Below are 21,011 nucleotides of genomic sequence, written 5' to 3'. Positions count from 1 at the left end.
TTCCACCGTTTTTCCGTAAGTTTGTGCAAACTTCTTCGCAGGAAGGAGTTAGGCGTTTGGGTAGTATGAAATCAAACAAACATTCATATATGAAGACTTTTAATGAACAGAAAAAGAGTGTCCGTGTTCTCACCCTTTGCGGGGCGGCGGTGGCGTCGTTGATCCTCTGGGGATGTGGGGGAGCAGGCACGACGGCCGAATCGTTCGAGCGGTCGGACTATTACACGCGTGGCATCGGGCAGTATCCCGGCGATCCGAAGGAAGATTTCTCTCCTTCCTTAGCTCCGGATTATTCGACTTACAGGAACATTGCTCTCCTGCGGTCGGCCTATTCCTCTTCCAGCCACGACTATAACCTGGTGGCACAGTTGGCGACAGACGGGATCGTGACGGACAAACAGCCGCAGTATCTGAACCTCTCGACTCCGGACGGCGACGTGCCGCGGCGTGAACGCGAATGGATGATCGACGAAGGTCCGTATTCCCGTAACACCTTTCCCGGGGCGGATACCTATTTCCGTTTTACGCTGGCCAACTATAGCAAGGCGGTCGACAAGCTGTCGCTCGTGGGAACAGTCGTTTATGACGATGCCGTGTCGAAAGGCGGCTATGAAATCGTCTGCGAAGGCTCCAACGACGGAGAGAGCTGGACGGAGATTGGCAAACTGAGCGGAAGCGGCTTGCCTGGTCAGGGACAGTCCGGACGAGTGAAGGTGACCGATCCGAACAAGCAGACCGGAGAAACAACAATGCCGGTCCGCAAGCTAAATGAAACGATTACATTCGATACCGAAGCAAACTACTCGAACTATCGCGTCCGCCTGAAGATGGCAGGTGCGCACGACTGGGTGTTTACGGAGGCTAACTTCTACGATAAAGGGGAATTGGTGGAAATGAAACCGTCCCAGTTCTTCAACAGCGCCTGGATGAGCGCCACTGCGGGAGAAGAATGGCTGTATGTGGATCTCGGAAGCACGTCCGAGTTCGACAAGGTAATCCTGCACTGGATCAATAAAGCCGTTAAAGGAAAGATACAGGTGTCGGATGATGCCAAGCAATGGAAAGATGTTGCCGAGTTGCCGGGTGGCGACGGGCTGAACGATGAAATCGCCCTCGGCGGCAAGCAGAAAGCCCGCTACGTGCGTGTCCTCATGCAGCAGCCGGCTAATGACAGCCGTTATATCCTGAGTGAAGTGGAAGTGATGGGTAAAGGTGGACTGGTGGCACAGCCTGTTGCGACTCCTGCCGCGTCGAAAGGCGAGATCAACCTCTCCGGCGGCAACTGGAAGCTTCAGCGCGCATCGGAAGTGAGCGCTTCCGGCGAAGAAATATCGACTCCCGCCTTCCAGCCTGCGAACTGGATTGTGGCGACTGTTCCGGGAACTGTCCTGAGCAGTTACAAGAATATCGGGGCGATCGGCGATCCGAACTATGCGGATAACCAGTTGCATGTTTCCGAATCATTCTTCTGGTCCGACTTCTGGTACAGGGATGAGTTTGAAGTGCCCGAAGGATTCAAGCAAGACCGCCTGTTCCTGAACTTCGACGGTATCAACTGGAAAGCAAATGTATATGTGAACGGTAAGAAGATCGGACGCATCGAAGGCGCCTTTATGCGCGGTAAGTTCGACGTGACGGATGCCGTCGTTCCGGGAAAGAACGTGGTGGCCGTCGAGATCATTAAGAATACGCATATCGGAGCAATCAAGGAAAAGAATAAACAGAGTACGGACTTCAACGGCGGTATCTTAGGTGCTGATAACCCGACATTCCATGCGACAATCGGTTGGGACTGGATCCCGACGGTTCGCGGACGTAACATCGGTATCTGGAACGATGTCAGCTTGACGACTACGGGTAAGGTGACGGTTGCCGATCCGCTCGTACAGTCTGTCTTGCCGTTGCCCGACACGACATCAGCTACATTGACGGCTGAAGTGATCGTGAAGAACCACGATGCCAATGCCGTTAAAGGTACGTTGGAAGGCAAGGTCGGAGAGATCACGTTCCAGCAGCCGGTAGAACTGGCGGCCGGAGAAGAAAAGACGGTGGTTTTCGACGCCAAGGAGTTCCCGCAGTTGAAGGTCGAGAACCCGCGCCTGTGGTGGCCGAACGGTTACGGAGCGCCGAACCTCTATGATGCGAACTTTACGTTCAAGATCGACGATAAGGTTTCGGATGCTAAAGACTTCAAAGTCGGTATCCGCCAGATGACGTTCAACGAAGACAATCATATCCTGACCCTCTTTATCAATGGACGCCGCTTTATCGGTCGTGGCGGTAACTGGGGATTCGGCGAATCGAACCTGAACTACCGTGGCCGTGAATATGACATTGCGGTGGCTTATCATGCGGATATGAACTTCACGATGATGCGTAACTGGGTCGGTATGATCGGCGACAAGGAGCTGTATGAAGCCTGCGACCGCCATGGTATTATGATCTGGCAGGACTTCTGGCTGGCAAACCCGGCTGACGGACCTGATCCTTATTACCCGGAATTGTTTATCGCCAACGCGGAAGACTACGTGAAACGCATCCGCAGCCATGCTTCTATCGGACTGTATTGCGGTCGTAACGAAGGTTTCCCGCCGGAGCAGATCGAAAAGGCGCTCCGCCGTATCATCAAGGCTGAACATCCCGACATCCATTATATCCCGAGCTCGGCAGACGATGTAGTGAGTGGCCACGGCCCGTACCGTATGCTCCCGGCAAAAGAATACTTTACGTTGAAGACCGGTAACGATAAGTTTCACAGCGAACGCGGTATGCCGAACGTGATGACTTACGAAAGTATGCTCCGTACCTTCTCACCGGAAGGAATCTGGCCGCAGGGTGACCAGTGGGGTATGCACGATTATACACGCGAAGGAGCGCAGGGTTGTACAACCTTCAACTCGATTATCGCAATGGGATATGGCGAACCGCAGAATGCAAAAGAGTTTGCTGAACTGGCGCAGTGGGTGAACTACGACGGCCATCGCAGTATGTTCGAATCCAGAAGCCAGAACCGTAAAGGCTTGCTGATGTGGATGAGTCATCCTTGCTGGCCTTCTATGGTATGGCAGACCTACGACTACTATTTCGAGCCGACAGCTGCCTACTTTGCTATCAAGAAGGCTTCCGAACCGTTGCATATCCAGTGGAATCCGGTAACCGACGAGGTGGAAGTTGTCAACTACAATGCCGGTGTGCATAAAGGCCTGACGGCAAAAGTCCAGATTCTGAATATGGATGCATCCGTAGTCTGGGAAAAAGAAACGACACTCGACAGCAACGAAGACACAACCGATAAATGTATCAAACTGGAATTCCCGGCCGACATCTCGAAGGTTCATTTCATCAAGATGACGCTGACCGAGAACGGCAAAGTTATTTCCGATAACTTCTACCACCGCAGCCTTGAAGAGAACAACTATCAGGATCTGGCCAAGTTGCCGAAAGTCGCTTTGCAATCCGACATCACAACGGATAAAGCTCCCGACGGGACCTGGAACGCGACAGCCGTTATCGAGAATACGACTTCTACCCCGGCCTTGATGATCCGCCTCAACGTGGTGGGTGAGCAGGACGGACAGCAGTTCCTCCCGATGTTCTATTCGGACAACTACTTCTCTTTGCTCCCGGGCGAAAAGAAAGAAGTCCGCATCCACTGGAAGGACGAGGACACGCGCGGCAATGCGCCGAAGGTGGTTGTTTCAGGATATAATGTAGAATAACAAAAGGATTACATTGTTTCTCATATATGGGGCAGGCTTCAAACCTGCCCCTGTTTGTTTTCGGTTATAATCATCAGCCCGATCCCTTTTACCGTCTTGATGCAGATTGTTTCGTCTTTTGACAACAGCTTGCGTAGTTTGGTTACGAATACATCGAGGCTGCGGGAGGCGAAATAATCGTCTTCTGTGTTCCAGAACTTGTCTAAGATGACTTCGCGGCGGACCACTTCGCCCGGCTTGCGGAACAGGAGTTCCAGGATGCCGGTTTCACGTGGGGTGAGCAGTTGGGTGCTGCCGGAGGTGTGGAGCAGTGTAGCCTGGATAGGATTCAAGGTATAATTGCCGACTGTAAAGGTTTGCTGTGCGGCGCTTTTCTCCGCCGTCCCTTGCTTCATGCGGAGCAGGGCGTGGACGTGGGCATCCAGCTCTTCGGGGAGAAAAGGCTTCTTTACGTAATTGTTGACCCCTAACTCGTAACCTTTCACCACATCTTTGGGTGAGACACGGGCGGAGGAAAAAAGGATCGGAATCTCCTGGTCCGTTTCCCGGATGCGGCGTACCATCTCGTAGCCGTCCATGACCGGCATTTCGATGTCGGCAACAATCACATCCGGCTTGTCCCGGTGGTAAGCTTCCAGCCCTTCTTTTCCGTTGTGGGTGATCGATACTTCATAATCACCGATCATATCTTCCAAGGCGCTCTGAATAATATAACTCAGGTTCGCATCGTCTTCTACCAATAGTAACTTAATCATACTGTTATTTCGTGTTCTGTGGGTAAAGGTAATGAGATCGTAAATTCGCTGTATTTCCCTTCCTGGCTCTCGACGCTGACGTAGCCGCCATGCGAGCGGGTGACGTTCATCACGTAGTTCAACCCCAAGCCGAACCCGGTGACGTTGTTTGCCGCACTGCGACGACTGGCGGAAGCGCGTTCGAACTTGTCAAAGATATGATTTTGTGCGGAGAGGGAGATACCGATTCCGTTGTCTTTTACCTTGATCTGTATAAATTTATTGTAGGTGCAGGAGCTGATTTGTATTTCGATTGTCTCTTTCGAGTACTTGATGGCGTTGTCTATCAGGTTGCTGACCGCCTCTTTCAGGTATTCTTCGTCTGCAAATATCTCTTCTGCTTCAATATTCAGGTTGAAGGTAACGGGTTTGCTTGCCTTGGCGGCAAACATCTGTGTCAGTTCCTCTATCATCGGGCGGATGGGAATCCAACTTTTCTCCAGCAAGAGCTGCCCGTGTTCCAGCTTGGAAATGGTCAGAACCTTGTTGGTTAGCGCTAACAGGTGTTCCGTCTCTTTTTCCAGGATATCGAAGAACTTCTCTTTCTTCTCCGGCTTGTCGTCCAACTTCCCGCTCCGGAGGATGCGGGCTCCCATCAGGATAGAGCTGAGCGGTGTTTTCATATCGTGGATCATGGCATAGGAGAAGTCTTCACGCATCCGGGCTACTTCATCTTGCCGTTTGATGATGTTGATTTGTTTCTGGATACCGATCAGCAGTATTATCAGTGCGATGGCTGTACCGAAAAAGTAATACAGCAGCCGGCCGATGGAGCCTGCGCGCGGATTGATGATATGGGCTTGTACACCTTGCGTGTCGTTGATCGGATAGACAAATGTATGCCGTTCGTTGAACAATTGTTCGTAATCGGAGAAATACCGGATATCTTTCCTTAAAACGGTTTCTGGATCGCTGAGGGAGACGGTATCCATGCGGAACACAAGTTTGTCCAGTTCTCTCTTGTTGAGTTCTTCCCTGAACAGGGCCGGAAATTCTTTTGTCCTATCCGCATCGTACTGTTCCGTCGTGTGGCAGAAGGCCTCGTACACTTGTCGTGCCAACAGCCCTTTTGTCAATGAATAGCTCCTGCCTATCCATTGCCCCATCAGGAAAAGGACGACAAAGACAGCAATTGCCGTTAATATAATGTAGAATGATTTCGTCATAACTTCTTGATTACGCCGGTAAATATAGGTATTTCACCATTCCCGGCACCCTTTGCTTTCCATCTTAACGTAAAGATAACGTTGAGATAACTTTCTATCTCTTTCCTCTCCTGTATCTTTGCAGTGTAGAAATCAAAAAACAAATACGATATGGAAACGAAAGATAAAAGGATGGAAGAATATATACCTTCGGGAGGAGTGGAAGTTAAGGCTCCTATGGGTAAGAGAAGGCTATGGATAGTTTTTTGTTTTGTGCTTCTTATCATGAGTTTGATGTTATTCGACTATATATGGGGCGAATCGAAATATTCGACTGGAGGTGTTGGCGGACTTTTCCTTATGTGTGCAACTTATATCTCTTTTCAGTTTCTTCTACTATATTTTTTTACTGGAAGAGATATTCGGGCTCTTCGTTTTCGTATAGGCTGGGGAATAACAGGACTTCTTTTGAAAAAGCCTATGCTATTAAAATACTATCGTGTGATGTTGGTGCTGCCGGCTACAGTCTTGGGAGTATTGCCATCCATACATGGATTGTGTACCGGAAATCCAACGTGCTATGCTGTAGGACTGGTTCTATTTTATGCGGGTGCGATGGGTGATTTTATCTATTTGTGGAAACTCCGCCATTTTAGCGGAGAAGATATGATCGTTGATGGTGAAGAACCTTATTCCGCAATAGTTTTTAAAGGCACATATATTAATTCGGATAAAATGTAACAGCGATATGGAAGCACAAGATAAAAGAATGGGAGAGTATATTCACCCGGAAGGAGTGGTAGTGGAAGTGAATGTTAGCCGAATAATTACGATATGTAGCTATTTATTTCTTTTCTTAGCTATGGCGGGAGGGCTATTATTTAACTCTGTATGGGGAGGAGTTCCCGAGTATCAGGCAGGGCGTGAAGTAGGAAAAATGTTGAGGATGTTTGTTTTCAGTTTGAAAGGCATATCGATTCTTTTTCTTTTTATGCTGGCTTATCACTTAATGCAATATGCATTGCTTTATTGGTTTTCCGGAAAAGACCGTCGGGCTATATGTTGGAATAAAGATTGGAAATGTTTCGGTCTCTTATTAGTGAAACCTCTCGCTTTGAGATACTATCGCCTGGTGTTGCTGGCTCCGTTCTTTATATTGGGTATTTTCCCTATGGTACATGGGTTCTGCTCAGGAAACCTGTTTATTTATGTTTTTGGAATTCTTTCTACTGGTATTGGTTTTGGAGATTGTTACTATTGCTGGAAACTCCGCTCTTTTAGGGCAGAAGACAAAATAGTAGATGGAAAGAAGCCTTATTCCTGTATGATTCTTAAAAGTACGTATTAATTCAGATAAAATGTAACAACGATATGGACACGAAAGATAAAATATTAGAAGAATATATACATCCGGAGGGGATGGAGGTGAAAATGAAAGCTGGCTGGATAAATGGAAGAGGCGTGGTATTAATACTAATGGTCGTCATAATAGGTGGCTGGTTATTTAATTATATCTGGGGGAAAGGTTCTGCTTTTGATTCTGGCCATCAGTTGGGGTATGCAATCAAGTATATAGGGATTGTCTGTATATTGTTTGGTTTTGCAGGATATATTTTGATTCAGTATGCCGTGCTGTATTATTTTTCCGGCCGAGACCGTCATGCTTTACAATGGAAGATGGATCAGGGGGCGTGGCGATTTCTACTGGTTAAGCCAATGGCATTGAAGTATTATCGCGTGGCGTTATTATTGCCTTTCCTTGTGATGGGGTTACTGCCTATGTTACACGGATTTTGTATGGGAAACCCCTTAGTCTACTATTTCGGCGGTTATTGCCTTATTTGTAGCAGCAATGACTTTTGGTATTTCCTAAAACTTCGGTCTTTTAAAGACGAGGATAAGATTGTTGATGGAAAACGGTCGTTTAATGCTACTATAATCAAAGAAACTTATTAATACATATATATTATGGAATCAAAATTACACCAACTGATTGTGCGTTATTACGAGGACAAGAGATACCGGAATGGCATAAATATACTGTTATGCTTAGTCTCTTTGGCAATGATCTATCGTTTAGGCTATGTTGTAGGGAGATTTTTCTATTATGTGCAACAAAATTTCTTTTCCTGATTTATTACTAAAATATTACGCTGCCCGAAAAAGAACCGTCTCCATACGGGACTTATCGGGCAGCCTTTCTATCTTTGCCGGAAAGAAATAAGACGGGCAGATGGAAAAGCGGATCAAACTGATTTATATATTATCCTTGCTTTCGGCATTGGTGGCAATCGGCGTACAGGGATATTGGCTGTATAACCAATATTACTATGAGGCTGAACGGTATGCGGACGAGGTGGCTGCCGATGTATTGCGTGTCGGAGATGAAGAATTTGCCGGGCGTAAGAAGGTGGCGTTAGGGGATGATACTTCATTTGTTCTCGGCCGGAACTCACAGACTCGATCAAAGCAGGATTCTGTCTCCCGGAATGTCTTGACACAGCTTAGCTTGAACTTCGACAGGAAGGGGATGCCCGATACAGCAAACGAAGACCAGGTGAATATAACAAAGCTTCGTATCTCTTTTGACCCATATCTTCCAGAGGACAGTATTATTCATGGCGTGGAGCGTAGTGTGGTCAATCACCATATACCTTTTCGGACGGAACGGCTCGACAGTCTGCTCCGGGAACGTTTGCCGCTGTATGATTTCCGGGTATCATTCTTGCCGGAGGGAGATACGTTAAGCCGGTTCGCATCTTGGGAAATCCTGCCGGGGCATCTGTTCCCGCCTTGCTTAGGTGTCAAATACCGCTATGCGCCGTTAGAAAAAAGGGGGGTGATGATCGAGGTTGGTCTCACTGCCAATTCTCTATTGAAGAAGATGGCAGGGCAATTGATCTTAAGTCTTTTCCTGATTGTCTTATTATTGGGCTGTCTGGGTTTCCTGATCAAGACGATCCTTGCACAGAAGAAGTTGGGTGAATTGCGCGAAAGTTTTGTCCACACAATGATTCATGAGTTGCGCCGTCCGGTACAGACTATCAAGATGTGTATCGCTTTTCTGAATGACAAGCAGATGCGGATGGATGAGGCGGCGAGCGATGAGGCTGTGCAGGATGCAATGTTCGAGTTGGATAATCTTTCGGCTTATTTAGGGAAACTGAAGAATATGGTGAGTGCCGACGGCAGTGCGACGCTATTGCATCCTGTCGCGTTCAATCTACAGGAGTTGGTGGAAAAGGTCATTCGCCTGATCCATATCCCTTCCGGAAAACAGGTTACGTTCTCCACGGCTTTCCCTCCTGAACTTCCGCCTGTTACGGCTGATCCGGTACATATCGCCAATATCCTCAGTAACCTGATCGAGAATGCGATTAAGTACTCCGGTCCGGAAGTGAATATCCGGGTGGTTGTTATCCGAAATGAACAGTCGGTCGTGTTGACGGTTGCCGATAATGGCGTGGGCATTGCTCCGGATGAACAGGGAAAAGTATTTGATAAATTCTACCGTTCCGCCCGTCTGCCGGATAAACAGATTCCGGGATTAGGACTGGGGCTAAGCTATGTGCGTCAGGTTGTCGAGGCGCATCACGGGCATGTATCGCTCCGCAGTGAAGTCGGGAAGGGAACGGAAGTAACAGTGGAAATACCTAATATAAGATGAGTATGGCAGTACCTTTGAAAATACTTTTTGCGGACGATGACCTGAAATATTCCCTTCTTCTGAAGCGTTTTCTGGAGAAAGAAGGATATGATGTGACCTATACCGGCAACGGGACGATGGCGCTCGAGCAGTTTCCGGTCGTTAAGCCCGACCTGGTCCTGCTGGATATCAATATGCCGGGACTGAACGGTTTTGAAGTGGCGGAAAAGATACGCGAAGCCGACCGCCATGTCCTCATCTTCTTCCTTTCCGACCGCTCGGACAAGAGCGACCGTCTGAAGGGCTTTAGCCTGAAAGGGAATGACTATCTCGCCAAACCGTTCTATCCGGAAGAGCTATTGGCGCGTATCAAAGAACGTCTGGAAACGAACCCCGAAGTGGAGGTCGAAGAAGAAACCTACCATTTCGGCAATACCGTATTCGATTACTCCACGAACGAGATACGGACCGGCAACAGCAAGACATTGATCACTTCCCGCCAGGCGGAAATCCTCCGTATTCTGGCCCGCAACCCGAATGTGGCGATCGACCGCGAAATCCTCCTTTCAGCCGTATGGGGGAATGTCTCTTATGCCAATTCCCTCGCCTTGAATGTCCAAATCACTTATCTCCGTAAAGCCCTCCGCAACGACCCCTCCACCGGCATCGTTTCTTTGACAAAAAAAGGCTATATGCTGAAAGGATGAAAAAACTTGCTATCTTTGTACACTGGTATTTACAAAGAGATTCATGCGGTACAAATGAAAATGTACGATAAGAAATAATGGCAAAAATATTGGTCATACGACTTGCTGCTATTGCCGATGTGGCGATGACACTTCCGGTCATCTATTCTGCAGCCAAAGCTAATCCACAAGATTCGTTTACGGTGTTGACTCAGGCGTTTATGATGCCGGTTTTTATGAACCGTCCTTCCAATTTAGAGGTGATAGGCATCAGTACGAAAGGGGCCGAAAAAACACTCATCGGTCTTTTGCGTTTTACTTCCGCCTTGGTGAAATTCGATTATGATGTCGTATTGGATTTGAATGATGTCATTCGCACGATGATTATCCGTACACTCTTTTGGGTGAAAGGCAAGCCGGTTTATGTCCTGGATAAAATCCGGAAAAGATATCCGCCGCTTATGCGGAAGGAGAATAAGAAGATGGAACCGCTACCGACTGTTATCGAGCGCTATGCTGATGTTTTCCGGGCTGCGGGACTGGCTTATACCGAGTCGTTTACTTCCCTTTATGAATCGCGTCCGGCAGACTTGTCCAAGATGGAAGCCATTGCCGGAGCCAAGACAGGTAAATGGCTGGGAATTGCACCTTTTGCACGTTATCGGGGAAAGGTTTATCCGATAGATGAAATGGAACAGGTCGTGGCGGCTCTTTCCCGGCGGGAAGATATAACGCTGTTTCTGTTCGGGGCGAAAGGATACGAAGAAGCGATACTGGAAGAATGGGAATATCGTTACCCGCATGTGAAGAATGTGGTCGGGAAATATACGCTCGACAACGAATTGGCGTTAATAAGTCAGTTAGACTTGCTGTTGAGCATGGATTCGGCTAATATGCATTTTGCATCATTGGTCGGGACGCGTGTCCTGTCTGTCTGGGGAGCAACGCATACATATACAGGCTTTTACGGCTATCGCCAGCGTCCGGATGATGTGATCGGGCTGCCTTTGCCTTGTCGCCCCTGTTCGCAGTTCGGGCAGAAAGAATGTGCCCGGGGGGACTGGGCTTGTCTGACACAGTTGCCGGCGGAAACGATCGTCTCCCGCGTGTTGGATGCTTTGAGCGAAAAACAGCAGGTTACAGCCGGTTTATCCGAATAGTACAAATAAAGTTGCATATGAAACAATTACATATTATCACTCCGGTAAAAGATTCGATCGAGCTGACTTTGCAGACAATCGAATCGATACTTGCATCCGATTTTACCGTGCCTTATCGTTATTTTGTATATAATGATTTCAGTACGGAAGAAAACACGGAAAGGCTGCGCGAAGCTTCGGAAAGACTGGGCTTTGAACTGGTGAATCTGTCGGGTCTGACCGAACATCCTTCTCCCAACTATCTGTTAATCCTTCAGACGGCACAGGAAAAGGCGATTGCGGCGGAAGCCGGATTGCTGATCGTGGAATCGGATGTTATCGTGAAGAAACATACCCTGCAGGCTTTGTTTGACGGTGCGTCGGATCGTCCGGATTGCGGGATTGCCGCTGCCGTTACTGTCGACGAGCAGGAGAATATCAACTATCCTTATTTATATGCCAAAGGCAAAGAAGGACAGGTTTTTCCGGAGAAGAAACATCTGAGTTTCTGCTGCTCGCTGCTTACACTCTCTTTCCTGAAAACGTTCGATTTCCATCTGCTGGACCCATCAAAGAACTGGCATGATGTGACGATTTCGCACCGTTCTCTGGAAAAGGGTTTTACGAACTATCTGTTTACTACGCTCACCGTGTGGCACCGTCCGCATGGCAGTCGTCCCTGGAAACAGCTTAAATATACAAATCCCCTGAAATATTACTGGCTGAAGTTTACGAAAGGCCTGGATAAAATCTGATTTGCTTATGAATCATTCACCTTTGGTTTCGGTAATCGTGCCCGTGTACAACATGGAACAGTATTTGAGTGAGACGCTCGATTCTGTTTTAGCTTCCGACTATCCTTCGTTTGAAGTGATTGTCATGGATGACGGTTCGAAAGATTCCTCCCTGCAGATTGCAAAAGCGTATGCATCGAAGGATGCACGGGTGAAAGCGTACACGCAACCGAATGCCGGCGCCTGTGCCGCCCGTAACCATGCGATAGCGTTGGCGGAAGGGGAGTTGATCTTGCCGGTCGATGCGGATAATACGATTACCCCGGTTTTTATCCGTAAAGCGGTCGAGGTAATCGTGCAGGATGATGAGATCAAGGTTGTCTGTCCGCGTGCAGACTTCTTCGGTGACCGTTCGGGCGAGTGGGTTTTACCTCCTTTTTCCTTGAAACTGCTGGCCAGGAAGAATATTATGGACACGTGCGCCCTGTATCGGAAGTCCGATTGGGAGCGGGTGAAAGGTTATTGCGAGGAAATCATTGCCCGCGAAGACTGGGAGTTTTGGATATCGATACTGAAAGACGGTGGGAAAGTCGTGAAGCTTCCTGAAATCTCCCTGCATTACCGGGTCCGGAACAGTTCGAAACGCGTAACGGACCGTTCATTGAAAAAGCACGTCATCGACGTCTTGAATAAGCGTCACCCGGAATTTTTTGAACGGGAATTAGGCGGCCCTCTGCGATATAGGAGAACCTGGTCGAAGCTGATAAATAAGGCTTATCGCCTGTTTCACCCTCGTGTGGTTTTTGTGAATAAGGACTTTGCAGACTTTACTTCTTTTATAAAGGCGCTTCCTGTTTATTTTAAGAATAATGAAGGCCGGATCATTCATAAAGGTCGTAATGAGTTGCGTGAGATTGATTATAAAGGGAAAGAATTGGTCATAAAGTCTTTTTGCAAACCGAACCCGGTTAATCAAATTGTCTATGGCCTCTTCCGTTCTTCCAAGGCGCAACGTTCGTATGAGTATGCAGAACTGTTGTTGAAATCGGGTATCGGAACACCTCAACCGGTGGGCTATTATACCGAACGTACAGGTTTGCTGTTTACGCGCAGCTATTACGTTAGCCTGAAATCGGAATGCCCTCACATATATTATGATTTGGTGAAAAGCCATTTTACCGGACAGGAACGGATTCTCCGTGCGATAGCCCGTGCTACGGCAGCCATGCATGAACATGGCTATTTGCATAAAGATTACTCACGTGGTAATATCCTGTTTAAGGAAACAGAACAGGACGTGAAAGTGGAAATTATTGATTTGAACAGAATACGTTTCAGAGAGATCGGGATGGAAGAAGGATGTAAGAATTTTGAGCGATTGCCCGGCACGCATGAAATGTTTGCCGTGCTTGCCGACGAATATGCAAAGGCACGCGGTTTTGATGGTGCTGAATGTTTAAAACGAATACTGAGCCATAATCCTCCCTCGCAATAAGTATCTGGTGTTTATGCCAGGTTATATTATTATCGTTAAATGTGAAATTTGAATATGAGTTACCTATTTTTAAATAAGAAAATCCTTCAGGCCATCATGGAGAGCTATAAAGCTTTCAGGCCGTGTCCGGCTCCGCGGTTGATAATGACTTTGCTGGTCAAGAATGAAGAAGACATGCTGGAAGAGAATCTGTTGTTTCACAAAGCAATGGGAGTGGACGGTTTCATTATTACTGATAATAACTCATCGGATCGGACACCGGAAATTATCCGTAAATATAAAGAAAAAGGCTGGATCCTCGAGGTTATCGAAGAGAAGGCGACGAACTATGAACAAAAGAAATGGGTCGATCGCATGATCTGGAAAGCAAAATCTGTTTATCAGGCTGACTGGATCATTAATGCGGATGCTGATGAGTTGTGGTATGCCCCGTCCGGGAACTTAAAGACGGAACTTATTTCCACTGCTGCAAATGTCCTGACTTGTGAGATGAAATGTGTTTATCCGGAAGAGGATAAACCGTTTTGGCAATGGAATCGGACGGTGGAAGTCGTTGCTGATCCTGAACTTTATAATCTTTCCCGTTATTCTCTTTTTACCCGGCAGAATCAAAAAGTAATCCATCGCACAACAGGATATATTCAAATCTCGATGGGCAATCATAAAGTGACCATGTTTCCGAAACGGACTGCAGCAAGTGAAATCCGTATTTATCATTATAATATTCGGGGAAAACAACCGTTTTTAGAGAAGATGATCAACGGAGGAAAGCAACTGGAGCAAAATCCCAAGAAGCATGGCGGACGTCATTGGCGTTATTTCTACCAATTGTATAAGGATGGTTTGTTGGAAGCCGAGTATGATAGAGTGGTGGGAATCGCTTCGTTTGACCAACTGAAACGGGACGGATTTATCCGGGAGGATTCGACTATACCGGAATTCTTTGCACGCCTGAATAAAGACTGACAAAATGAAACACGCTTATTTGATTATTGCACATGGTGAGTTACCCGTGCTGGAAACTCTGCTATCCATGTTGGATGATGAGCGAAACGATGTTTATCTGCATGTGGATAAACGTGCGCATGATTTATTTAGCCGGATAAGCTTCTTCAAGATGAAGAAAGCCGGGTTCTACATTCTGCAGAACCCGGTGAAGGTCTTTTGGGGAGATATCAGTCAGGTGAAAGTGGAATATCTGTTATTTCAGGCAGCTTTCTTGAATGGACCGTATGCTTATTATCATCTTTTATCGGGCGTTGATTTGCCGATACAGAGACAGGATTATATTCATGCCTTCTTTCAGGAGAATGGAGGAAAAGAGTTTGTCGGTTTCTGGCAGGATGAGGCACATCGGCGGGATCTGGACCGCAAAATATCGCGATATTACCTGTTTACGGAGCGTGTTAAAGGAGGAAATACTTTTTTGCATTCGGCCTCCTCTTTCAGTCGGAATATCGTATTAAGTTTGCAGAAGATTTCCTGGTATCGCAGGTATCATGAATTGGAATTCAAAAAAGGGCCAAACTGGGTGAGTGTCACGCAGGCCTTTGTCGAATACCTTATCGAGAGAAGGAATTTTGTCTTGAAACGTTTCCGGTACACACTTTGTCCGGATGAGATATTTCTGCAAACGATTCTGTGGAATTCACCTTTTCGTTCCAATGTTTATTCATTGGAGGATGCGGAAACAAGCTGTATGCGGGAAATAGACTGGAAGCGGGGACGTCCTTACGTGTGGAAAGATACGGATTGCGAAGAACTGTTTCGTTCGGATAAGCTTTTTGCCCGCAAATTCAGTTCTGCCAATCCCGGACTAATTGGAAGGATACGGAAACACTATAGTGAATAAAAACAAAGAGAATACGATGGGAAAGATAAGAGTTGCCGTTATCGGCTTAGGATATGTGGGGTTGCCGCTGGCGCGGTTGTTTGCTACGCTTTATCCGGTTGTCGGATTTGATGTGAAGCGGGAGCGGGTGGCTGCCTTGATGGCCGGACAGGATGCGACGCAGGAAGTATCCGGCGAGTTGTTGCAGTCCGTATTGCTTCCGCATCTTCCGGGCGAAGGGGAGAACGGTTTGTTCTGCACTTCCGATGTGGAAGAGCTTCGCTCGTGCAACTATTATATTGTAGCGGTTCCCACGCCTGTGGATCTTCATCACAGTCCCGACTTGACACCTTTGTATTCGGCCAGCGAGACCGTCGGGAAAGTGTTGGGGAAAGGCGATATTGTAATCTATGAATCGACCGTTTGTCCCGGCATAACGGAAGAGGAATGTGTCCCGATTCTGGAAAAGACATCAGGACTCGTTTTCAACCGTGATTTCTTTGCCGGATATTCTCCGGAGCGTATCAATCCCGGCGATAAGGAACATACCGTAGAGAAGATTATGAAAGTCACCTCCGGTTCCACGCCCGAAGCGGCAGCCAAAGTGGATGCGTTGTATCGCTCGGTGATTACGGCCGGAACTTTCCCTGTCTCCAGTATAAAAGTGGCTGAAGCCGCCAAGGTGATCGAGAACTCCCAGCGCGATATCAATATCGCTTTTATGAACGAGTTGTCCAAGATATTCCATCTGATCGGCATCGACACGAATGAGGTGTTGGCTGCGGCCGGAACAAAATGGAACTTCCTGCATTTCAAACCTGGACTGGTTGGCGGTCATTGCATCGGTGTCGATCCTTATTACCTGATTCGCAAGGCACAGGACTACGGTTTTCATCCGGGACTGATCTTGTACGGACGCCGCATCAATGATACGATGGGCGAATATATCGCCGGGCGTGTCGTGAAATGTATGATTAAGAAAGATGTCCCGGTGCGGAATGCGGAAGCGTTGGTGTTGGGCTTTACTTTCAAGGAAAACTGTCCGGATGTTCGCAACTCCAAGGTCGGTGATGTCGTCCGCTACCTGCAGGATTACGGCATAAAGGTCACGATTTATGATCCCTGGGCACGGCAGGAAGATGTGCGGCGCGAATACGGGTTGGAAGTTCTCTCTTCCCTGCCTGATAAGAAGTTCGACGTAGTCGTGCTGGCCGTTGCCCATACGGATTTCCTTTCTTTGGATGTCCCGGCTCTGGCAAAGGAGCACAGCGTCGTCTATGATGTGAAAGGCTGCCTGAATCCGGCTTGGGTGGATGACAGGCTATGATTTTATTTCCTCCCGAAATCCGCCGGAATCTCGCCCCATTCTGAGGTTTCCCATTTGAGGATGGTAGTTGTGTAAGTGTTTGTGTTGAGCCATTTCTCCGCCCGCTGGATCAGGTCGAAGATCGGTTCGTTCTCCGGTACGCGTTCCAATAGCGTCTTGCATTTTTTCTTTTTCACCCAGCCGATGGCGTTCCGGCTATCCGAATAGATCGGCAGGTTGCTGCCCATTTGCTTCAACAGGGCGAGGCCGTGCACGAGTGCCAGGAACTCTCCGATGTTGTTTGTCCCTTTCTTCAGCGGCCCGATGCGGAAGACCTCTTGCATGGTCGGTGGATAAACGCCCCGGTATTCCATGTCGCCCGGATTGCCGCTACAAGCTGCATCGACACAAAGGCTTTCCCAGACCGGCTTTCCAACGGGCGCTTTCGGAGTAAGACCGGCTGCCGCTTTGGCGGAGGATGCTGCTTTCAGATAATGTTCATATCCTCCATTAAAAGCCTTTGTCGCCTCTTCCTCGGTCTCGAACGACTTATATTTGGCTCCGTCCTGGCCTTCCACCTGCGCTTTGCATTCGGCCCAGTTGTCATAGACGCCGGGATTCAGCCCTTTCCATACTACATAATATTTATTTTTTGCCATTACTTCCTGTTTAAAAGATCCGCATCAAACTTCTCCGTTCTCCGGGAGAAGTTTGGATTCCCTGCTGGGGAAACCGGGAATGCATGGGGTCAAAGATAAAAATTTATCCGGCATAAAACGGGCGTTCTTAGCGGAAAAAGTATACATTTGCAGGAAACAATCGTTTAGATATGAAGCGTATATTTCTGATTGGATATATGGGAGCCGGAAAAACTACTGTGGGAAAGGTGTTGTCAAGGCAGTTGGGGCTCTCGTTTATTGATCTGGACCATTATATAGAAGGCCGTTATCATAAAACCGTCGGTCAGCTTTTTGCTGAAAGAGGGGAAGAGGCGTTCCGGGATGTCGAACGGAGGATGCTCCGCGAAGTGGCTATGTTTGAAGACGTCCTGGTGTCTACCGGAGGCGGTGCACCCTGCTTTTTCGATAATATGGAGTTTATGAATGAAGCCGGACAAACCGTTTATCTCAAGGTCTCGGTCGATGAGCTGGCAAAACGCCTGGAACTCTGCAAAACGACGCGTCCGGTGTTGAAAGGGCGTTCGGGCGATGAGTTGAGAGCCTTTATCGCCGAAAGTTTAGAGAAAAGGGAACCTTTCTATTCGAAGGCATCTATCGTCTTCAATGCGGAAGAGATGATGACTGATCAGGATGTGCAGAATATATCACAAGCATTGGCAACGCTATTTTCAACTTTCAACTGATATGACAGTAGGCAAACAAGGACAGGGAGTTTATATTCCCCAGGAATTATTGAAAGAACTCAGTAAGGTAAACAATCGCTTGCTGATAGGTATTCCCTGTGAGCGGGTAGAAGACGAACGGCGTCTGGCTTTGACTCCGGAAGCTGTCGATATGCTGACTGACCGCGGGCATCATGTCCTGGTCGAAACCGGGGCCGGGTTAGGAATCAACTATTCTGATAATCATTACTCGGAAGCGGGTGCTGAAATTGTGGCGACGCCGGCCGAAGTCTATCAGGCGGATGTTATCCTGAAGATATTGCCGCCGCTTGCCGCTGAGGTGGCGATGATGAAACAGCGAGCTACGTTGTTCTCCACTGTCCAGTTCAACGTCTTTTCACAGGAAGCCTTCGAGCTCATGATGGCGAAACGGATCACGGCGATTGCTTACGAGCTGCTGGCGGACGAAACGCAGTGCTGTCCGGTGTTGAATGTGATCTCAGAGATTGAAGGGACGGCCTCCATTTCCATTGCATCCGAACTGTTGAGCAATACGCAGGGAGGAAAGGGTATTTTGCTGGGAGGCATACCGGGCGTTTCTCCGACGGAAGTTGTGATTATCGGGGCCGGCAATGCCGGGACCGTTGCCGCCCGTGCTGCTATGGCGTTGGGAGCTTCCGTGAAAGTCTTCGATGACGATATCAACAAGCTTCGGACGATCCAGCAGGTTTTGGGGCAGGGATTGTTTACTTCCACCTTCCACCCGAATGTTTTGCAGAACGCTTTTCGCAGCGCAGATGTGGTAATCGGGGCAATGCGTTATATAAATTCCCGCCACCGCTATATAATTGCCGAAGATATGATCCGGACTATGAAGCGCGGTGCGCTGGTCATCGATCTCAGGATCAACCAAGGCGGTTGCTTCGAGACGACCTGCTGTCTTTGCCCTTCCGATCCGGCAATTTTCGAGCAGTATGGTGTGTTGCATTATTGCAAGCAGAATATCAGCAACTATGTGGCGCGTACCACATCAATGGCATTGAGCAATATCTTTGTTCCGATGCTTTTTCAGTTGGGCGACGCCGGTGCCGTGCAGGGAATGGTCAAGAGTGATCCCGGGTTCAAAAGCGGCGTGTATATGTATTGCGGGAAACCCGTTAACAACTACGTTTCCAATAGATTCGGTCTATCTTCTAATAACATCGATCTATACCTGTCTGCGTTTTAACCCTTAAAAGTTTTGAACTCGCGAAGTTTATGCTTTACTTTGCGGGAATCTTAAATATAAACAGGCGATTAAGCTAATAAATTATATTATGGCAGAACAGACAAAAGTAACAACTCTGGAAAAGGTTGTCATCCGTTTCTCCGGGGACTCCGGGGACGGAATGCAGTTAACCGGAACAATCTTTTCGAATCTGTCGGCTATTTTTGGGAATGAAATATCTACATTCCCCGATTATCCGGCAGAAGTACGTGCTCCCCAGGGAACACTAAGTGGCGTATCAGGTTTCCAGGTTCATCTGGGATCCCGTAAGATTTTTACTCCTGGTGATAAGGCGGATGTATTGGTGGCAATGAATCCCGCTGCGCTGAAAGTAAATGTAAAGAACTTGAAGCCCAATGCTATCGTCATTATCGATACCGATTCGTTCCAGAAGAGTGACCTGGATAAAGCGCTGTTTACGACAGACGATCCGTTCAAGGAACTGGGACTCGGAGGCGTTCAGGTTGTGGCAGCTCCTATCTCGACAATGGTGAAAGACGGTCTGGCTGAATTTGGTCTGGACAATAAGTCTGCGCTCCGTTGCAAGAATATGTTCGCATTGGGATTGGTTTGTTGGCTGTTCGAACGTCCGCTGGAAGAAGCCATGCATATGCTTCAGAATAAGTTTGCCAAGAAACCGGCAATTGCTCAGGCTAACATCAAGGCGCTGACGGACGGTTACAACTACGGACATAATATCCACGCTTCGGTTTCGACCTATCGTATCGAAAGTAAGAAAGCCGAACCGGGTTTCTATACCGATGTAAACGGAAACAAGGCTACTTCTTACGGTCTGATTGCAGCAGCCGAAAAGGCTGGCTTGCAGCTGTTCCTGGGAAGTTACCCGATTACACCGGCAACCGATATCCTGCATGAATTGTCGAAACGCAAAGATTTAGGTGTCGTTACTGTACAGGCAGAAGATGAAATTGCAGGTATCTGTACTTCCATCGGTGCCAGCTTTGCAGGTTGTCTGGCTGCCACATCAACATCCGGTCCCGGTCTGGCGCTGAAGAGTGAAGCGATCGGTCTGGCTGTTATTGCCGAATTGCCGCTGGTTATCATCGACGTACAGCGTGGCGGCCCTTCTACGGGTATGCCGACCAAGAGCGAACAGACCGACTTGATGCAAGCGCTTTACGGACGTAACGGTGAAAGTCCGGTTGTCGTAATTGCAGCCTCCACGCCGACAGACTGTTTCGATGCTGCTTATTGGGCCGGTAAACTGGCTGTCGAACATATGACTCCGGTTATCCTGTTGACAGACGCTTTCATCGCAAACGGTTCTTCCGCCTGGAAGTTGCCGAACCTGGATGAATATCCGGAAATCAAGCCGAATTATGTCTCCAACTACGACGCAAGCGAAAAGGTATGGAAAGCCTATCGCCGCGATAAGGATAGTTTGGTTCGCTATTGGGCTATCCCCGGAACGGAAGGCTTTGCGCACCGTCTGGGCGGTCTTGAGAAAGACTACGAAACAAGCGCCATTTCGACTGACCCGGTTAACCACCAGAAGATGGTTAACACCCGTCAAGCCAAGATTGATAAGATTGCCGATTATATTCCTGATGTAGAAGTGATCGGAGATGAAGATGCCGACCTGTTGATCGTCGGATGGGGTGGAACATACGGACACCTGTACGAAGCGATGGAAACGATGCAGGAACAGGGAAAGAAGGTGGCTTTGGCTCACTTCAAGTTTATCAGTCCGTTGCCTAAGAACACAGCTGAAGTGCTGGGTAAATATAAGAAAGTGGTTGTTGCCGAACAGAACAACGGCCAGTTTGCAAACTACCTGCGTGGGCGGGTGGCCGGATTCAATCCGTACCGTTTTAACCGCGTAAAGGGACAACCTTTTGTCGTAGCGAGATTAGTTGAGGAATTCACGAAAATATTGGAGGCTTAAA

Annotated in this window: 18 protein-coding genes; 15 read left to right on the top strand and 3 right to left on the bottom strand. The window is 48.1% G+C overall.

Annotated elements, in window-relative coordinates; all coding sequences use genetic code 11:
- Positions 1 to 89 precede the first annotated feature (89 nt).
- Positions 90 to 3,719 carry a discoidin domain-containing protein gene (locus tag DWW90_RS01675; protein ID WP_122343870.1) on the top strand — a complete coding sequence of 1,210 codons (3,630 nt, stop codon included), beginning with the start codon at positions 90 to 92 and terminating at the stop codon, positions 3,717 to 3,719.
- 38 nt (positions 3,720 to 3,757) lie between these two features.
- On the opposite strand, the gene DWW90_RS01670 is transcribed toward DWW90_RS01675, so the two are convergent.
- Together DWW90_RS01670 and DWW90_RS01665 are read right to left on the bottom strand one after the other, a co-directional pair.
- On the bottom strand, positions 3,758 to 4,474 hold the full coding sequence (locus DWW90_RS01670) for a response regulator transcription factor (RefSeq protein WP_122343758.1): 717 nt from the start codon (positions 4,472 to 4,474) through the stop codon (positions 3,758 to 3,760).
- Positions 4,471 to 5,679, bottom strand: coding sequence for a sensor histidine kinase KdpD (locus DWW90_RS01665; protein WP_122343757.1), 1,209 nt, complete (start codon positions 5,677 to 5,679; stop codon positions 4,471 to 4,473). Before DWW90_RS01665 ends, DWW90_RS01670 begins: the two co-directional genes overlap by 4 nt.
- A 150-nt stretch (positions 5,680 to 5,829) precedes the next feature.
- On the opposite strand from DWW90_RS01665, the gene DWW90_RS01660 reads away from it, so the two are divergent.
- The 11 genes from DWW90_RS01660 (at position 5,830) to DWW90_RS01610 (ending at position 16,516) form a co-directional block, all read left to right on the top strand.
- A complete protein-coding gene (locus DWW90_RS01660; protein WP_122343756.1) occupies positions 5,830 to 6,399 on the top strand; it encodes a metalloprotease family protein in 570 nt (189 codons plus the stop codon).
- A gap of 7 nt (positions 6,400 to 6,406) precedes the next feature.
- Entirely contained in the window at positions 6,407 to 7,006 is a 600-nt protein-coding gene (locus DWW90_RS01655) for a DUF3267 domain-containing protein (RefSeq protein ID WP_122343755.1), read from the top strand.
- 23 nt (positions 7,007 to 7,029) lie between these two features.
- A complete protein-coding gene (locus DWW90_RS01650) occupies positions 7,030 to 7,614 on the top strand; it encodes a metalloprotease family protein (RefSeq protein WP_122343754.1) in 585 nt (194 codons plus the stop codon).
- A 277-nt stretch (positions 7,615 to 7,891) separates the two neighbouring features.
- Entirely contained in the window at positions 7,892 to 9,325 is a 1,434-nt protein-coding gene (locus tag DWW90_RS01645; RefSeq protein WP_122343753.1) for a sensor histidine kinase KdpD, read from the top strand.
- Positions 9,326 to 9,327: 2 nt separating this feature from the next.
- On the top strand, positions 9,328 to 10,011 hold the full coding sequence (locus DWW90_RS01640) for a response regulator transcription factor (protein ID WP_122343752.1): 684 nt from the start codon (positions 9,328 to 9,330) through the stop codon (positions 10,009 to 10,011).
- Between the two features lie 77 nt (positions 10,012 to 10,088).
- Positions 10,089 to 11,150, top strand: a complete 1,062-nt coding sequence (locus DWW90_RS01635; protein WP_122343751.1) for a glycosyltransferase family 9 protein — start codon at positions 10,089 to 10,091, stop codon at positions 11,148 to 11,150.
- Between the two features lie 17 nt (positions 11,151 to 11,167).
- Positions 11,168 to 11,884 carry a glycosyltransferase family A protein gene (locus tag DWW90_RS01630; protein WP_122343750.1) on the top strand — a complete coding sequence of 239 codons (717 nt, stop codon included), beginning with the start codon at positions 11,168 to 11,170 and terminating at the stop codon, positions 11,882 to 11,884.
- A 7-nt stretch (positions 11,885 to 11,891) separates the two neighbouring features.
- The gene (locus DWW90_RS01625) at positions 11,892 to 13,358 is read left to right on the top strand and encodes a glycosyltransferase (RefSeq protein ID WP_122343749.1); all 1,467 of its coding nucleotides are present in this window, start codon (positions 11,892 to 11,894) and stop codon (positions 13,356 to 13,358) included.
- A 54-nt stretch (positions 13,359 to 13,412) separates the two neighbouring features.
- On the top strand, positions 13,413 to 14,324 hold the full coding sequence (locus DWW90_RS01620; protein WP_115498293.1) for a glycosyltransferase family 2 protein: 912 nt from the start codon (positions 13,413 to 13,415) through the stop codon (positions 14,322 to 14,324).
- A 4-nt stretch (positions 14,325 to 14,328) separates the two neighbouring features.
- Complete coding sequence (locus tag DWW90_RS01615; RefSeq protein ID WP_115498294.1) at positions 14,329 to 15,210, top strand: beta-1,6-N-acetylglucosaminyltransferase; 882 nt, start codon at positions 14,329 to 14,331, stop codon at positions 15,208 to 15,210.
- Between the two features lie 16 nt (positions 15,211 to 15,226).
- Positions 15,227 to 16,516, top strand: a complete 1,290-nt coding sequence (locus DWW90_RS01610; protein WP_115498375.1) for a nucleotide sugar dehydrogenase — start codon at positions 15,227 to 15,229, stop codon at positions 16,514 to 16,516.
- A 2-nt stretch (positions 16,517 to 16,518) separates the two neighbouring features.
- Here DWW90_RS01610 and DWW90_RS01605 read toward each other — a convergent pair whose 3' ends face one another.
- Complete coding sequence (locus DWW90_RS01605; RefSeq protein ID WP_122343748.1) at positions 16,519 to 17,154, bottom strand: viroplasmin family protein; 636 nt, start codon at positions 17,152 to 17,154, stop codon at positions 16,519 to 16,521.
- A gap of 170 nt (positions 17,155 to 17,324) precedes the next feature.
- Between DWW90_RS01605 and DWW90_RS01600 the strand changes: the two genes are divergently transcribed.
- The 3 genes from DWW90_RS01600 (at position 17,325) to DWW90_RS01590 (ending at position 21,010) form a co-directional block, all read left to right on the top strand.
- Positions 17,325 to 17,858: a shikimate kinase gene (locus DWW90_RS01600; RefSeq protein ID WP_115498298.1), complete on the top strand. Its 534-nt coding sequence runs from the start codon at positions 17,325 to 17,327 to the stop codon at positions 17,856 to 17,858.
- A gap of 1 nt (position 17,859) precedes the next feature.
- Entirely contained in the window at positions 17,860 to 19,065 is a 1,206-nt protein-coding gene (locus DWW90_RS01595; RefSeq protein ID WP_115498299.1) for an alanine dehydrogenase, read from the top strand.
- Positions 19,066 to 19,153: 88 nt separating this feature from the next.
- Positions 19,154 to 21,010 (top strand): 2-oxoacid:acceptor oxidoreductase subunit alpha, encoded by a 1,857-nt coding sequence (locus DWW90_RS01590; RefSeq protein WP_122343747.1) that lies wholly within the window; start codon positions 19,154 to 19,156, stop codon positions 21,008 to 21,010.
- Position 21,011: the final 1 nt, after the last annotated feature.

The organism is Parabacteroides sp. AF17-28, from assembly GCF_003479205.1.
Taxonomy (GTDB): domain Bacteria; phylum Bacteroidota; class Bacteroidia; order Bacteroidales; family Tannerellaceae; genus Parabacteroides; species Parabacteroides acidifaciens.
Note: the sequence above shows the minus strand (reverse complement) of the source record. Positions and strands in the feature narration are given on the sequence as shown.